General features: G+C 66.6%; 14 protein-coding genes. 7 read left to right on the top strand and 7 right to left on the bottom strand.

The features are described 5' to 3' along the window. Positions 1–6 precede the first annotated feature (6 nt). From ASG77_RS16555 to purU, 5 genes are read left to right on the top strand one after another with little or no spacing between them, the layout of a single operon-like run. Positions 7–402 (top strand): sarcosine oxidase subunit delta, encoded by a 396-nt coding sequence (locus ASG77_RS16555; protein WP_056347531.1) that lies wholly within the window; start codon positions 7–9, stop codon positions 400–402. After that, complete coding sequence (locus tag ASG77_RS16550) at positions 399–3,341, top strand: sarcosine oxidase subunit alpha family protein (protein ID WP_056347528.1); 2,943 nt, start codon at positions 399–401, stop codon at positions 3,339–3,341. Before ASG77_RS16555 ends, ASG77_RS16550 begins: the two co-directional genes overlap by 4 nt. Beyond that, entirely contained in the window at positions 3,334–3,969 is a 636-nt protein-coding gene (locus ASG77_RS16545; protein WP_056347527.1) for a sarcosine oxidase subunit gamma, read from the top strand. The genes ASG77_RS16550 and ASG77_RS16545 overlap by 8 nt, the downstream gene beginning before the upstream one ends. Further along, complete coding sequence (locus ASG77_RS16540; RefSeq protein WP_056347524.1) at positions 3,969–5,342, top strand: L-serine ammonia-lyase; 1,374 nt, start codon at positions 3,969–3,971, stop codon at positions 5,340–5,342. Before ASG77_RS16545 ends, ASG77_RS16540 begins: the two co-directional genes overlap by 1 nt. A gap of 2 nt (positions 5,343–5,344) precedes the next feature. After that, positions 5,345–6,241: a formyltetrahydrofolate deformylase gene (purU, locus tag ASG77_RS16535; protein WP_056347522.1), complete on the top strand. Its 897-nt coding sequence runs from the start codon at positions 5,345–5,347 to the stop codon at positions 6,239–6,241. 135 nt (positions 6,242–6,376) lie between these two features. Here the strand turns inward: purU and ASG77_RS16530 are convergent, their stop codons facing one another. Next, positions 6,377–7,333 (bottom strand): DUF559 domain-containing protein, encoded by a 957-nt coding sequence (locus ASG77_RS16530; RefSeq protein ID WP_056347520.1) that lies wholly within the window; start codon positions 7,331–7,333, stop codon positions 6,377–6,379. Positions 7,334–7,493: 160 nt separating this feature from the next. Next, on the bottom strand, positions 7,494–9,047 hold the full coding sequence (locus ASG77_RS16525) for a PucR family transcriptional regulator (RefSeq protein ID WP_056347518.1): 1,554 nt from the start codon (positions 9,045–9,047) through the stop codon (positions 7,494–7,496). 107 nt (positions 9,048–9,154) lie between these two features. On the opposite strand from ASG77_RS16525, the gene ASG77_RS16520 reads away from it, so the two are divergent. Together ASG77_RS16520 and ASG77_RS16515 are read left to right on the top strand one after the other, a co-directional pair. Further along, positions 9,155–10,684: a purine-cytosine permease family protein gene (locus ASG77_RS16520; RefSeq protein ID WP_056347516.1), complete on the top strand. Its 1,530-nt coding sequence runs from the start codon at positions 9,155–9,157 to the stop codon at positions 10,682–10,684. A 52-nt stretch (positions 10,685–10,736) separates the two neighbouring features. After that, positions 10,737–11,696 (top strand): polysaccharide deacetylase family protein, encoded by a 960-nt coding sequence (locus tag ASG77_RS16515; protein WP_056347514.1) that lies wholly within the window; start codon positions 10,737–10,739, stop codon positions 11,694–11,696. Between the two features lie 105 nt (positions 11,697–11,801). Here the strand turns inward: ASG77_RS16515 and ASG77_RS16510 are convergent, their stop codons facing one another. The 5 genes from ASG77_RS16510 to ASG77_RS23090 form a co-directional block, all read right to left on the bottom strand. Continuing rightward, a complete protein-coding gene (locus ASG77_RS16510) occupies positions 11,802–12,785 on the bottom strand; it encodes a ribokinase (protein WP_056347511.1) in 984 nt (327 codons plus the stop codon). Continuing rightward, positions 12,782–14,209, bottom strand: coding sequence for a uridine transporter UriT (gene uriT, locus ASG77_RS16505; protein WP_056347509.1), 1,428 nt, complete (start codon positions 14,207–14,209; stop codon positions 12,782–12,784). Before uriT ends, ASG77_RS16510 begins: the two co-directional genes overlap by 4 nt. Beyond that, entirely contained in the window at positions 14,210–15,238 is a 1,029-nt protein-coding gene (gene uriH / locus ASG77_RS16500) for a uridine-preferring nucleoside hydrolase UriH (RefSeq protein ID WP_056347507.1), read from the bottom strand. It lies immediately after the preceding gene. A 134-nt stretch (positions 15,239–15,372) separates the two neighbouring features. Next, the gene (locus ASG77_RS23095) at positions 15,373–15,543 is read right to left on the bottom strand and encodes a DapH/DapD/GlmU-related protein (protein ID WP_442854251.1); all 171 of its coding nucleotides are present in this window, start codon (positions 15,541–15,543) and stop codon (positions 15,373–15,375) included. Further along, entirely contained in the window at positions 15,486–15,782 is a 297-nt protein-coding gene (locus ASG77_RS23090) for a hypothetical protein (protein ID WP_442854254.1), read from the bottom strand. The genes ASG77_RS23095 and ASG77_RS23090 overlap by 58 nt, the downstream gene beginning before the upstream one ends. Positions 15,783–15,793: the final 11 nt, after the last annotated feature.

The following is a 15,793-nucleotide window of genomic DNA, read 5'->3' as shown; positions in this document are numbered from 1 at the left end:
ACGCACATGCTGCTTATCCCATGCCCCAACTGCGGCTCCCGCGACGAGACCGAGTTCCACTACGGCGGTCAGGCCCACGTGGCCTACCCGGAAAACCCCACCGAGCTGAACGACCGCGAATGGGCCGAGTTCCTGTTCTACCGGGACAACACCAAGGGCGCCTTCGCCGAGCGCTGGCTGCACAGCACCGGCTGCCGCCAGTGGTTCAACATGCTCCGCGACACCGTCACGTACGACATCCAGGCCGTCTACGCGATGGGTACTCCCCGACCGGCAACGACCGGCCCGGCAGCCTCCGAACCCGGTACTGCCAGCACCGCCGCTGACAGCACCACCACCGGAAACGCCGCGCCAAGCACCTCTTCATCCAGCACCACCGCCCCGGAAGGAGCAACCAAGTGACTTCCCAGAACGCCCGCCTCACCGCCGGCGGACGCATCGACCGCACCATCTCCTGGCGCTTCACTGTGGACGGCGAGGAATTCACCGGACACCCCGGTGACACGCTCGCCTCCGCGCTGCTCGCCAACGGCCGGATCTCCGCGGGCAACTCCCTCTACGAGGACCGCGCCCGCGGCATCATGTCCGCCGGTGTGGAGGAGTCCAACGCGATGGTCAAAGTCGCGCCGCGCTTTCCCGGTGACGTGGCCGAGTCCATGCTCCCCGCCACCACCGTCACCCTGGTGGACGGGCTCAAGGCCGAGCTCCTCAACGGACTGGGCCGATTGGACCCCGAGGAAGACCGGGCCGAATACGACAAGAAGTACGTCCACACCGACGTCCTGGTGATCGGCGGCGGCCCCGCCGGCCTGGCCGCCGCCCGCGAAGCGGTCCGCACCGGTGCCCGCGTGATGCTCATGGATGACCAGCCCGAACTGGGAGGATCGCTCCTGTCCGGATCCACTGCGCCCGGGCTGGCCGAGGACATCGAAGGCAAGCCCGCCCTGGAATGGGTGGCCGATGTGGAAGCCGAACTCATTTCCGGAGCCGAAAGCACGGTCCTGAACCGCACCACGGCCTTCGGCGCCTACGATGCCAACTACGTCATCGCGGTCCAGAACCGCACCGACCACCTGTCCAGCCCGGCCGCGCCCGGCGTTTCCCGGCAGCGGATTTGGCACGTGCGTGCTAGTCAGGTGGTGCTGGCGCCCGGCGCCCACGAACGGCCCCTGGTCTTCGAGAACAACGACCGCCCCGGCATCATGCTCGCCTCTGCCGTCCGGAGCTACCTCAACCGCTACGCCGTCGCCGCCGGGCAGCGCGTGGTCATCAGCACCACCAACGACAGCGCCTACGCCCTCGCCGCGGACCTGCGCGCCGCCGGCGTCAAGGTGGCGGCCGTCGTCGACGCCCGTCCCGCCCTCACCCAGGTGGCAGCTGCCGCCGTCGAAGCCGGCACCCGCGTGCTGATCGGCAGCGCGGTGGCCAACACGGCAGCCGGCGATGACGGCCGGCTGTTCGCAGTCACCGTCCGCAGCATCAACGACGACGGCGAACTCACCTCCGGCGTCGAAGAGATCGCCTGCGACCTTCTGGCAGTCTCCGGCGGCTGGAGCCCGCTGGTGCACCTCCACTCCCAGCGGCAGGGCAAGCTGCGCTGGGCCGATGAACTGGCCGCTTTCGTGCCAAGCACCATAGTTCCGAACCAGCAGACCATCGGCTCCGGACGCGGCAGCTTCGAACTCGAGGACTGCGTGGCCGAGGGCATTTCCGCCGGCGCCGCCGCGGCCATCGCCGCAGGATTCGCGTCGGAAACCAAACCGTCAGTCCTCGGCGAGCCGAAGGCCTCCGCCCCGACCCGCCAGCTTTGGCTGGTCCCGGGCCAGGCGGGCACGCCGGACGACTGGCACCACCACTTTGTGGACTTCCAGCGCGACCAGTCCGTGGCCGACGTCCTGCGCTCCACCGGCGCCGGGATGCGGTCCGTGGAGCACATCAAGCGCTACACGTCCATCAGCACCGCCAACGACCAGGGCAAGACCTCCGGGGTCAACGCGATCGGCGTCATCGCCGCCGCGCTCCGGACCGCCGGCGAAGCGTCCCGGGGCATCGGCGACATCGGCACCACCACCTACCGGGCACCCTTCACTCCGGTGGCGTTCGCTGCCCTCGCCGGACGCCAGCGCGGCGAACTGTTCGACCCCGCCCGCAAAACGTCCATCCACCCGTGGCACGAGGCACAGGGGGCACTGTTCGAGGACGTCGGGCAGTGGAAGCGGCCCTGGTACTACCCGCAGGGCGGGGAGGACATGGACACCGCCGTGCTCCGCGAGTGCGCAGCCGTCCGCGAATCCGTGGGCTTTATGGACGCCACCACCCTCGGCAAGATCGAAATCCGCGGCAAGGACGCCGGTGAGTTCCTCAACCGGATCTACACCAACGCGTTCAAGAAGCTCGCCCCGGGTTCGGCCCGCTACGGCGTGATGTGCATGGCGGACGGCATGATCTTCGACGACGGCGTCACCCTGCGCCTCGACGATGACCGGTTCTTCATGACCACCACCACCGGCGGTGCCGCGAAGGTGCTGGACTGGCTGGAGGAATGGCTGCAGACCGAATGGCCCGAACTCGACGTGCACTGCACCTCGGTGACCGAACAGTGGTCCACCATTGCCGTCGTCGGGCCCAAATCCCGGGCGGTGCTCGCCAAACTGGCGCCGGACCTGGCGGCGGGCGGCGGGCTGGAGGCGGAAGCCTTCCCGTTCATGACGTTCCGCGAAACCACCCTCGCCTCAGGCGTGCAGGCCAGGGTCTGCCGGATCTCCTTCTCCGGCGAACTGGCCTACGAGATCAACGTGCCGTCATGGTACGGGCTGAACACCTGGGAAGCCGTGGCCGCGGCAGGCGCCGAATTCAACATCACCCCCTACGGCACCGAAACCATGCACGTGCTCCGCGCCGAAAAGGGCTACCCGATCGTCGGGCAGGACACCGACGGCACCGTCACCCCGCAGGACGCGGGCATGGAATGGGTGGTCTCCAAGGCCAAGGACTTCATCGGCAAACGCTCCTACACCCGGGCCGACGCCCAGCGCGGGGACCGCAAGCACCTGGTCAGCGTCCTGCCCGTGGACGGCACCATCCGGCTGCCGGAAGGCACCCAGCTCGTGGAAAAGGGCATCAGCACCAACCCCGCCTACGGCCCGGTGCCCATGCAGGGCTTCGTGACCTCGAGCTACCACAGCGCCGCGCTGGGCAGGTCCTTCGCGCTGGCACTGATCAAGAATGGCCGCAACCGCATCGGCGAGACCCTGGTGGCCGCCGCCGGCGACCAGCTGGTTGACGTTGTTGTCGCAGAAACCGTACTTTTTGACCCCGAAGGGACCCGCAAAGATGGCTAACACAGCAGCAATCAACGGCATCAATGGACTCCGGGACATCCGCCGCAGCCCCGCCTCCCACCTGGCCGCTGCACTGGAGGCCGGCTCCATCCAGGGGACGGTGGTCCTGAACGAAGGCCCGTTCCAGACCATGGCGGGCGTCCGCGTGGACCCCCGCTCCGAGGAAGGCGCACGGATCGCCGCCGTCACCGGCGGACTGCCGGCACGCTGCGGCGACGTGGCCGGCACCGACCGCGTCAGCGTCCTCTGGCTGGGACCCTCCGAGTTCCTGGTGGTGGCACCCGAAGAGGCCCACGATTCCCTGGGCGGTGACCTCATCGGCTCCCTCGTAGCCGCGCTGGGCGAGGCTCCGGGCCAGGTGGTGGACCTCTCCGCGAACCGCACCACGTTCGAGCTTTCCGGCCCCCGGGCCCGCGCGGCCCTGGAAAAGGGCTGTGCCCTGGACCTGCACCCTCGCAGCTTCACCGTGGGAACCGCCCTGAACACCGAGATCGGCAACATCCCTGTGGTCCTGCAGAAGACCGGCGAGGAAAGCTTCCGGCTCTTCCCCCGGGCCTCGTTCGCGGACTTCCTGGGCCGGTGGCTCCTGGACGCCATGAGGGAGTTCGCTTCCCCTGAGGTGCCCTGATGGCGCTGAGCGCCCTGGACCTGTTCTCCGTTGGCATCGGGCCGTCGTCGTCACACACGGTCGGCCCGATGCGGGCAGCGAAGCTGTTCGCCGACGGCCTTAAGGGCGGCGGGCTCCTGAGCTCAACCACCCGGGTCCAGGCCGAGCTGTTCGGCTCGCTGGGTGCCACCGGCCGGGGCCACGGCTCCGACAAGGCGGTGGTGCTGGGCCTGCAGGGCCTGGACCCGGAAACGGTGGACACCTCCAGCGCCGACGACCAGGTGGCCGCCGCCGCGCTCGACGCCGAACTCAGGATCTGCGGGGACCACCGGGTGGACTTCAACTGGGACGAGGACGTGGTGCTGCACCGCCGCAAATCCCTGCCCGCCCACCCCAACGGCATGACGTTCCGGGCACTCGACCACGCCGGTACCGTGCTGAGCGAACGGAGCTTCTACTCGATCGGCGGCGGCTTTGTGGTGGACGGGGATGCTGGCGCCGGCGACAAGGTGGTGGCCGATGACACCGTGCTGCCGTACCCGTTCACCACCGCCGATGAACTCCTGGCGATCTGCAGCCGCGAAGGCATGTCCATCTCCGACGTGATGCTCGCCAACGAGCTGGTGTGGCGCAGCGAAGCGGAACTCCGCGAAAGGCTGCTGGGACTCTGGGCGGTCATGCGCGAATGTGTGGACAACGGCTGCGCCGCGGAAGGGATCCTGCCCGGCGGGTTAAACGTCAGGCGCCGGGCGCCGTCGTTATTCCGCACGCTGACCGCCGATACCGGCGTCACCGACCCCTTCCGCGCCATGGAATGGGTCAATCTGTTCGCACTCGCGGTCAACGAGGAAAACGCCGCCGGCGGGCGCATTGTCACGGCCCCCACCAACGGCGCGGCGGGCATCGTGCCTGCCGTCCTGCACTATTACGTCAAGTTTGTTCCCGGAGCCGACGACGACGGTGTGGTCCGCTTCCTCCTCGCGGCAGCCGCCGTCGGGATTCTTTTCAAGATCAACGCCTCCATCTCCGGTGCGGAGGTGGGCTGCCAGGGCGAGGTGGGCTCTGCCTGTTCCATGGCGGCCGCGGGCCTGTGCGAGGTCCTGGGCGGCACGCCGGAGCAGGTGGAAAACGCCGCCGAAGTGGGGATCGAACACAACCTCGGGCTGACCTGCGATCCGGTGGGCGGCCTGGTGCAGATCCCCTGCATCGAACGGAACGCCATCGCCAGCGTGAAAGCCATCAACGCCGCGCGACTGTCCCTCCACGGGGACGGCAGCCACAAGGTGTCGCTGGACAAGGCCATCAAAACCATGCGTGAGACAGGAGCGGACATGAAAACCAAATACAAGGAGACCTCCCGCGGGGGCCTCGCCGTCAACGTGATCGAGTGCTAGCCATGACTGCCATCCAGACTGAAACGTCCCTCCCCCAGCCCGTCACCACCGTTGAACACGTCCTGACTTTGGACTGCGCGGAGCAGCCCGGGATTGTCCACGCCGTGTCCGGCTTCCTGCTGGAGCACGGCTGCGACATCGTGGACAGCAAACAGTTCGGCGAACGGTCGGAGCGCCACTTCTTTATGCGCGTGCACTTCGCGTCCGACGGCGATGCCTCCACCGCGGACACGTTGCGGGCCGCTTTTGGCCCCGTGGCGGAACGGTTCGGGATGAGCTGGCGGCTGGAGCGGCTCGGTGCCAAGCGCCGTGTGCTGATCATGGTGTCCAAGTTCGGCCACTGCCTCAACGACCTGCTGTTCCGTGCCAGAACCGGCGAGCTTCCGGTGGAGATCGCGGCCGTGGTCTCCAACCACACGGACCACCAGGCGCTGGTGGAATGGCACGGCATCCCGTTCTTCCATGTGCCGGTCACAGCCGACACCAAGCCTGCGGCCGAGGCCCGGCTGCTGGAACTGGTGGACACGTTCGACGTGGAGCTGGTGGTGCTGGCCCGCTACATGCAGGTGCTCAGCGACGACCTCACCCGGCGGTTGGACGGGCGGGCGATCAACATCCACCACTCGTTCCTGCCCAGCTTCAAGGGCGCAAAGCCGTACCACCAGGCCTACGCGCGCGGCGTGAAGACCGTGGGGGCAACTGCGCATTACGTGAATGCCGAGCTGGACGAGGGGCCGATCATCTCGCAGCAGACGGTGGAAGTGGACCACACCTACGGGCCCGAGGACCTGGTTGCCGCCGGCCGTGATACCGAGTGCAAGGCGCTCAGCAACGCCGTGCGCTGGCACTGCGAAGGCCGCGTGATCCTGCAGGGCAACAGGACGGTAGTGCTCCGCTAACGCTCCCCCACCCCTACCCCTACCCCCGGACGCTCTCTCACTTAATGCGGGTTTTCAGGCGATCCTCTCTCACTTAATGTGGGTTTTTGCGTGACGCTCTCTCACTGTGGTGAGGGGGCGTCACGAGTTTAACGCTCAGTCGCTGGCAAAACCGGACGCTTGCGGATGGTCAAGCCGGCCCGTGCGGAGCCCCTTTTTGACCTTCACGACTGCCCGTTGAAATTCGTCGGCAAGATCGTTCGTATCGAAAACCAGGACCGTCCAGCCAGCTGATTCGAACGCCTTGTCCCGTCTCCTGTCGCTGAGGATCTGTGCGTCACCAAGGTGATGTCCGCCGTCGTACTGGATGGCGAGCCGGCGGTGACGGTAGGCGAGATCGGCCGACGGCGATCGCACGTCTCCGGCGCGCAATGGCACTTGGAGTTCGGGCTGGGGCAGCCCGGCGTCGGTGATGGCCAACCGAAGCAGCGACTCGGGGGCGGAATCGGCACCGACACGCATCAGATCCAGCGCTTCACGGGCCCGGACTATGCCTTGGAGATTTGAGTGGCGGCCCGCCAGCACCCGCAGCCCCTCCATCGTGTCGTAAGGCTGCGTCCTTCCCTCGAAGTCCACACGCGGGATGCGGATCAGTTCGTCGCCCATGCTCACCAGGTCTCTGAGCGGCAGGGTCCGCGCCAAATCCAGCCATGTCCGTGACCGTGTGCTCAGGCGGATGTCGTCGATCAGTTCGATCTCGTCGTCCAGCGTCAGGACGGTGTGGCCGAACACGCCCTTCCGGCGGACCGATGGCAGCGAACGCGGTTTGCTTAGGTGCAGCTCTGTGGAGTCGGCAAGCCAGGGAGGCAACAGCTGGCACCGAAGCCGGGCCGCGGTGACGTGTGAGATCCAGGCTCCGGGCGAAGCAGCAGATAGAGCCCTGGCGGCGCCTTCCAGATCAAAGTCCCAGTCCGCCGGGCGGTAGAGACCGCGGCCCACGTTAACTACATCCTTGCGGCGAAGCCGGTTTAAGGTGACGCCGGAGGCCAGGGCTGAGCCGAAGGTAAACGGAGCAGCCGCTAACGGCAGGGGCAGAAAATCTTGCTTTCGCATGCTGGCATTGTGACCCGAAAAGGTGTGATGCTGCAGAAGTTATCCACAGGCGGGCGCTGGCCCTGGGTAAGTGATAGAGGGTTGCTCGGGAACGCCCGTTAAGTGAGAGAGGATCGCCGAAAAACCCACATTAAGTGAGAGAGGGTCGTCCGGGGCGGGGCTACAGCGCTGCCAGCCGGGTGGCCAGGTGCAGCGCTGCCAAACGGCCCGTTCCGCGGGGATCACCGCCGCAGAGTGAGAAGATCCTCTGCAGCCGCTGATGCATCGACTGCCGCTCCAGGTGCAGCTCACGTGCAGCCTGCGCCGTGTTGCAGCCGGAATCCAGCCAGACCCGCAGCGTCTCAACCAGCGCGGAATTTCGTTGGGCATCGTGGACGAGGAGGGCTCCGAGCTGCTGGCTGACATAGTCCGTGCGCTGGGTTTCATTCAGCGTATGGAAAGCGAGCCGCTCCACCGCGAAAGCGTCGGCGTCGAGGACCACTCCGGACTGTCCCGGCCCGGCTCTGAGCGAACCATCCCTGAGCGGTCCGGCGCCGGCGGCAAGGTCCAGCGTCAGCCGGGCTTCCGTCAGGGACCATGGCGCGGCGGAGATTCCGGTGGCCACCGGACCGACGGCGCTGACCGTTCCCTCCGGCAACGCCAGCGACTGCAGTCCGGCCAGAATTGCGTCCCGGTCTTCCTGCGTCTTCCCGGGGCGGAGGACGGCCAGCGCCAACAGTTCGGCGTTGTCGGTATAGCTTGCGCTGTGATGCCCCACCCGCTCCAGCAGGTGCTCCACAGCCATCCGGGGTTGCTTTGAGCCAGGGGAACGAACCACCACGGCCACCAGCTGCGCGGCCAACGGGATCCCGGCCGCCGGGGCGAGCTGCTGGAGCCGCCAGTTTTGAGTCCCTGAATCGACGGCGCGGATCAGCGCCGCACCCGCCATCTCCTTCAGGCCGGGGGGCATGCGCTGCAGCAGGGCCAACGCCAGAATGTCCACCGAGCGGTTCCCCGCAATCCTCGCCAGGTTCACGTCGGCACCCTTCAGGGCGTGAAGCGTAAGGCGGGCTGAAGGGATGCCACGCACGGACACGTCAACCTGGATGGTCCGGGTACGATCCTGCGCATCGCTGGCTTCTGCGGGTTCCGGCTCCTCCGCATGATCAACCGGCTGCGCACTTGCCAGCGGGGCGCCCGCGACGGACGTCAGCACAACTTCCGAGCGGGTAGCGTCCGCCAGGACAGCCAGGATCCGGTCAAGACTGCCGCCATGGGCCAGCTCCACCGCCATGGCATGGCTCGCCCGGTCAGCCTGCTGAAGGTGGCCAGCTGTCTCGCTCACCAGCAGCGAGTTGATCGCTTCCATAACGCCGACAAAGGGCACCACCTTGCGGAGCTCTATCAGGGGAAGCCCGGCGGCTTCAGCTGCTGCCACCATCGAGGACGGAATGGACGGCAGCTCCGTGCCCGTCTCGATGGCCAGCGCGGCCACGCCGCGTTCCGCCAGCTCCCAGATGTAGCCGATACGCCGCTTATCCGTGGCCAGGACGAGGGCCTGGCCGCCGGTGAGCAACAGTTCTCCGCCGCCAAGTAACGGGGCAATGTCCAAGACCTCACTGGAGTGGATCCAGCGCAGCTGCGTCTGGGCCGCAATGGCCGCAGCTGCGCGGATCACAGGGTCCGCCGGCGTGAGGGTGGAATGTTTCAGGACATCCTGCAGGCGTATGGGCATGACACTCCGTCGCGTTTTCTCGTGAACTTCAAGACACATTGTATGTGGTGCATGTGGCCTGGGCCACATAATCTGGGCTTATCCCTTTTACTCATGGAGGCTCCCCCATGCAAGACAACCTCTCCACAACGCAGCCAGGGTCGGCAATGACGCCGACCGAGGACTGCGAAGCTTGGCTCCAGCCCATCCCCGAATCCCAGCGGACACACAAGGTCTCCGGACAGTTCTGGATCTGGGCGGGCGCCAACCTGGCCCCCATCAACTGGGTACTGGGCGCCCTCGGCATCCATCTCGGCCTCGGCTTCGCGGACACGGTCACCGTTCTGGTTTTGGGGAACCTGATCGGCATGCTGTTGTTCGGCTGCTTCGTCCTGCTTGGCCAGAAGACCGGCGCCACCGGCATGGTCCTGGCCCGCGCAGCCTTCGGCCGCCGGGGCAACTACCTGCCGGCAGCCATCCAGGCACTCCTGGTGATCGGCTGGTGCGCGGTCAACACGTGGATCATCCTGGACCTGGTCATGGCCCTGTTCGGCACGCTCGGCTGGGTTGATCCCACCGCCCACAACTACGCCTGGAAGATCGGCGTGGCCACCGCCATCATGGCCGCCCAGGTGGCCATCGCCTGGTTCGGCTACAAGGCCATCGCCGCGTTCGAAAAGTGGACTGTGCCGCCCACCATCATCATCCTGGCAGCGATGTCCGCCGTCGCTTGGTTTGGCATGAAAATCGACTGGGGCTATGCCGGCCCTGCCGGACAGATCCTCGAAGGCTCGGAACGCATCGCGGCCATGAGCGCCGTGATGACCGCCATCGGCATTGGCTGGGGCATCACCTGGTTCACCTACGCCGCCGACTACTCCCGGTTCGTGAGCACCGAAGTTCCCAAGCGCATGGTGTACCTGGCATCAGTCCTCGGCCAGTTCATCCCCGTGGTGTGGCTCGGAATCCTGGGCGCCAGCCTGGCTACCAACAGCGGGGAAATCGACCCCGGAAAACTCATCGTCCAGAACTTCGGCATCCTCGCACTGCCGGTGCTGCTCATGGTGCTCCACGGCCCCATCGCCACCAATATCCTGAACATCTACACGTTCTCGGTGGCAACCCAGTCGTTGGACATCACCATCAGCCGCCGCAAACTCAATCTCTTTGTGGGCGTATTCTCCCTCGCCGCCGTCGTCTTCTTCATCTTCCAGGAAGACTTCGCCACCGTACTCGACGCTTGGCTCATCGGCCTGGTCGCCTGGGTTGCCGCGTGGGGCGGAGTCATGCTGGTCCACTACTTTTGGCTCGAGAAGCGCTGGCCGGGCAACCCGGAAAGGCTCTTCGACGCAGTGGGCACCAAGCGCCTCCCCGACGTCAACTGGGCCGGCGTCGTCTCCCTCCTGGTGGGCATCTTCGCCACCTGGCTGTTTATGTACGGTCTGGTTCCGGCCATGCAGGGCCCCATTGCCGTGGCTCTGGGCGGCTGGGACCTCTCCTGGCTCGCAGGCGGCCTGGCAAGCGCCGGCAGCTACGCCATCCTTGGCCCGAAGTTCCACCGCAGGCACCTGGACTCCGCGCTGCCGGCCGCCACCGTTGCGCAGGCCACCGCCGACCTGAAATTCGCCACCCAGCCCAGCGCACCGGCCGGTCTCTGAAACGCACCGGACCTGAAATTTCCCCGGACACTGAACCTCAAGGAAACACGACATGACCTTTGAAGCATTCGCGGATTCCGCCCATCCCATCGCCTGGCCTAATGGCAAGCGGGCAGCAGCCTCGTTCACGTTCGACGTCGACGCCGAATCCTGCACCATCGCCCACGATCCGAAGAGCACGCGCCGGATGTCCCTGATGACCCATCAGTCCTACGGGCCCAAGGTGGCGGTGCCGCGGCTGCTTCAGATCCTCCAGCGGCAGGACATCCGGGCCACCTTCTTCGTTCCCGGCTTCACGGCAGACTGCTACCCGGACACCGTGCGGCGCATCGTGGACGGCGGGCACGAGGTGGCCCACCACGGCTACCTGCACGAACCCATGCAGGGAATCGACGCCGAGACTGAGGCCCGGTACATCGACCGCGGACTGGAGGCCCTCGCCAAGGTCGGCGTGGAACCGGTGGGGTACCGCGCGCCGTGGTGGGAACTGAACTGGCACTCCCCGGCGCTCCTGGCGGACCGCGGTTTCCTCTACGATTCGAGCCTGCTCGACGGCGACGCACCGTACCGCTTCAGCGTCGCCCCGGGCGATGACAGGGACATAGTGGAAATCCCGGTGGACTGGACCCTGGATGACTGGGAACAGTACGCGTTCTACCCCGGAGTCACGGGCAGCGGCGTCATCGAAAGCCCCGCCAAGGTCCTGGAAATGTGGACGCTGGAGGCCGAGGCACACCATGCCCAGGGCAGCTGCTTTGTCCTGACCAACCACCCGTTCATCTCGGGGCGGCCGTCCAAGGTCGTGGCCCTGGAGAAGCTGATTGACCGCGTGAAATCAATGGACGGCATGTGGGTCACCACCTTGGAGGAGATCGCCGAGCACACCCGCCGGACGGTCCAGGAGGTTCACACGCATGCCCGGATTGAGGTGCCCAGCTTCCCGGACACGGGAGCCCGGTTCACACCGGCGGCGGTCCGGCAGCAGAAGCCGGCCGGTAGCCACAGCCGGTAACCCCGGCTCCACAACCCCAACTCCGCAACCCCAAATACAAGGAACGCCGACGGCGACAGTCACCTGTCGCCGTCGGCGTTTCCCGCGTTTCCGTACCTCAGTCCGCTAAAGCGCGACGGCCCCGGACGCGAGCACGCGCTCCACGTCCGCCACCTCCGGATAGGCCGCCTGGGTTCCCTTGCGCGTGGTGGCCAGCGCGGCGGCAATCGAAGCGAAGGCGGCGGCGTCAGCCAGCGGCGCGCCGGCTGCCAGGCGGGCTGCCACGGCCCCCGTGAACGCGTCGCCCGCGCCGGTGGTGTCCACGGCCTTGACTTTGATGGGTGCCACCCGGACCAGCTGCTGCCCGGCAGGAGCCAGCGAATCCAGCACTACTGAGCCGTGGGCCCCCAGCGTGACCAGGACGCGCTGCAGGCCCCGCTCGGCGAAGTGCAGCCTGACCGCTTCCCAAACGTTGACATCCGCGTCGCTGCCGGGAATTTCGGCGGAGCCGAGGAACAGCGACGCCTCATGGGCGTTGACCAGCAGGACATCGGTCAGGTCAGCCAGCTGCTGCGGGATCTCCGCGTAAGGCGAGAGATTCAGCAGAACTGTAGCGCCGGCGTCGTGCCCTGCCCTTGCCGCGGCCTCAACCGTGTCAAGGCTGACCTCCAGGCAGAGGCAGACCACCGCGGCGCCGTCGAACGTTTCCGCCGCAGCGGCGACGTCCGCCGGCGAGAGGGTGCCGTTGGCGCCGGCCGAGATGATGATGTTGTTCTCGCCGCTGGAATCCACGGCGATGACGGCGACGCCGGTGGCCTCAGTTGCTGAGGTCCGCACGCCGGAGATGTCCACCCCGGCGCCGGCAGCGGAGGACAGGAGCATGTCGCCATTGGCGTCCACACCGACCGCACCCACCAGGCTGACGTTCCCGCCCAGCAGGCTGGCGGCGACGGCCTGGTTGGCGCTCTTGCCGCCCGGGTTCACCGCGAAACCGTTGCCGTGCACCGTCTCACCGGGCAGCGGTAGCCGCTCGCAATAGATGGTCAGGTCAGCGTTCAGGGATCCGACGACGACGATCCGGCCTTGGGTGCCGGCCGTTGCGGCGGTCATTCGGTCACCTCAGCCTCGACGGGCTTGGGGATGAGGAGCGAGGCGGCGAACGCGGCCACCGTGATGACCAGGCCGGTCACCACCACAGAGAGGTAGGACGCTTGGGCGTCGCCGAGGGCCGAGGTGGCCACGAGCACGGCCGGCAACACCAGGAAGCTCAGTCCGGCGCCCAGGTTGAAGGCGCCCGCGTTCATGCCGGGAAGGAACCCCGGGTTTCCGGCGGGTGAGAGGAGAACTCCGAGTCCGTTCAGCAAGATGTTGACCGTACCGGCGTACATGATGCCCAGCAAGACGGTTCCGGCGATCATCATGGGCAGGCTGCTGAGGCCGAAGAACGCGATGATGGCCAGGGCGGCGATGCTGCCCAGCATGCCGATGCGCAGGACCTTGGTGTAGCCGAGGATGGGCGCGAGCCTGCCGCTGAGGGGACCCACCAGCCAGCCGAGCAGGGCGTACGGGGTGAGGATGATGAGCGACATTTCGGTCGGGCCGATGCCGAAACCCGGGTCCGCGGCCTGCACGTACGCCGGCACGATCCCGTTGATGACGGCGAAGATGCCGGTCATGGTCAGCGTGGTGGTCAGCAGCGGTGCCCAGGTGGAGCGCTGGCGCAGGTGGACGGTTTCCACCATGGGCTGTTTGGCGCGCTTTTCCACGGTCCAGAAGCAGTAAAACGCGACGGCGGCAACCACCACCAGCCCGATGGCCAACAGGAGGGTGCCGGGCGCGAAGGCGCCCACCAGCTTGGAGCCCTCGTTGAGGGCGGTGAGCAGCGCACCCACGGCGACGACGATGAAGAACACGCCCAGCCAGTCCATGGAGGTGCCGGCGGCCGGCTTGCTCTCGCCGGCGAGGAAGGCGATCAGGGCGGTGGCGACGAGGGCCAGGACCACCATGAGCCAGAAGATGCTGCGGAACCCGAAGTGCTCGGCAAAGTAGCCGCCTACAAAGGAGTCGACGCCGGCCACGCCGCCGTTGACCGCGGTGATGAGGCCCATAAGCGTCCCGTATTTACGCGGGTTGCTGACGGCGGAGCGCAGCATGATCAGGCACAACGGCACGGTGGGGCCGCTGACGCCCTGGATGATGCGGCCCACAAAGAGCCACGTGACGTCGGGGGCCATGGCCGCGATGACCGAACCGACGGCCATCAGCAGCATCATGCCGATCAGGATCTTCTTCCGGCCGATGATGTCGCTCAGGCGCGGCAGGAAGAGGGAGAACAGGGCGGCCGCGGTGAAGAACCAGGTCTGGGAGAGGCCGATGACGGCCTGATCGGTGTTCAGTTCCTTGCCCATGGTGACCAGGGCGGGGCTGAGCATGGAGGCGTTGAGCTGGAAGGCGACGCACGCGGCCAGCAGGGCCACCATCAGGGCGGTGACGTTGCCCCGGCTGGTCTTCTTGTCGGTGAGGGTGGCACTCATTTAGTTGCCTCCCGTGGCTGCTGCAAGGGCGGCTGCTTCAAGGGCGGCAGGTTCGCCGATGCGCACCAGAGCATCCGTGACGAGGTCCCAGAAGCGCGCGTGGTCCAGGTCCACGGCCACGGATGTGGTGCAGTCATCCGGCGCCGGTGCGCGGAAGTCGGCCACGGTCATGCCGAGGGTCAGCGTGCCCTGGAGTTCGATGTCCACGGGCACTTTCCGGGTGGTGACGATGCCGGGGTCGATCACGTAGGCCACGGCGCAGGGGTCGTGCACGGGCGGGTAGTCGAAGCCCTGGGCATCCTTGTAGGTCTGGGTGAAGAACTCCATCAGTTCCATCACGAACTGCGCCGGTTTGGTGCCGATGGCCGCGATCTTCGCCACGACGTCCGGGGTGGCCAGGGCCTGGTGGGTGAGGTCCAGGCCCACCATCACGACCGGCCATTTCTCGTTGAACACGATGTGGGCGGCCTCGGGGTCGATGATGATGTTGAATTCGGCCACGGCGCTCCAGTTGCCCACGTGGTAGCCGCCGCCCATGAGGACAACTTCCTTGACGCGTTCCACAATGCGCGGTTCCTTGCGGGCTGCCAGCGCGATATTGGTGAGGCCGCCGGTGGGGACCAAAGTGACCGTGCCCGGTTCGTGGGCCATCACAGTGTCAATGATGAGGTCGACGGCGTGGCGCGGGTCCAGTTCGATGGTGGACTCGGGCTGCGCGGGGCCGTCCATGCCCGTCTCGCCGTGGATGGACGGCGCGGTTTCGATGGTGCGGACCAGGGGCCGGCCGCAGCCGGCGGCAAACGGCACCCCGGTGATGCCGGCGATTGTCCCGACGGCGAGCGCGTTCTTGGTGACCTTTTCGAGCGTCTGGTTGCCCACCACGGTGGTGACGGCCAGCAGTTCAATGTCCGGGTTGCCGTGCGCGAGCAGGATGGCCACGGCATCGTCGTGCCCGGGGTCGCAGTCAAGAATGATCTTCTTGGGGGCGGGTTTCATCGGTTTGGATTCCACGTTAAATCTCCACGTCATTGGGGCCTGCCGAGGCAGTGGCCGAAAGCATTCAGAGTGATCATGGCATCCGCCCGGGCCGCGCGTCAAGCGCTTAACGTTGTCCACGTCAAGCGCTTGATGTTTTGGTGTGCTGCCTTGGAACCCCGGCGGGTTCAGTCTGTTACGGAGCGCACTACCCGTGCAGGCGACCCCACGACAATTGCACTTTCCAGTACGTCCTTCGTGACCACGTACGCAGCCGCCACCACGGCATCATCACCGATCGTCACGCCCGGCAGAATTGTGGCGTTCGCCCCGATCCAAACATTGCGGCCAATGACCACAGGGGCGGGTGCATGTCCGCGCGACGGCTCGGCATGATGTCGTGGTTGAGCGTGGCTATCACCACGTTGTGCCCGATCAGGCAGTCGTCCCCGATGGCTACACCGCCGTGATCTTGAAACTTGCACCCGGAATTGATGAAGATCCTGTCGCCGAGGGAGAAGTTTTTCCCGAAGTCGGAGTAGACGGGCGGGAAGTCCGTCACGGATTCGTCAACCGGTTTACCGGTCAGCAGAGACAACAGCCCCCGGA

Origin of the sequence: Arthrobacter sp. Soil762 (genome assembly GCF_001428335.1) — a bacterium.
In the GTDB taxonomy this organism is placed as follows: Bacteria; Actinomycetota; Actinomycetes; order Actinomycetales; family Micrococcaceae; genus Arthrobacter.
Note: the sequence above shows the minus strand (reverse complement) of the source record. Positions and strands in the feature narration are given on the sequence as shown.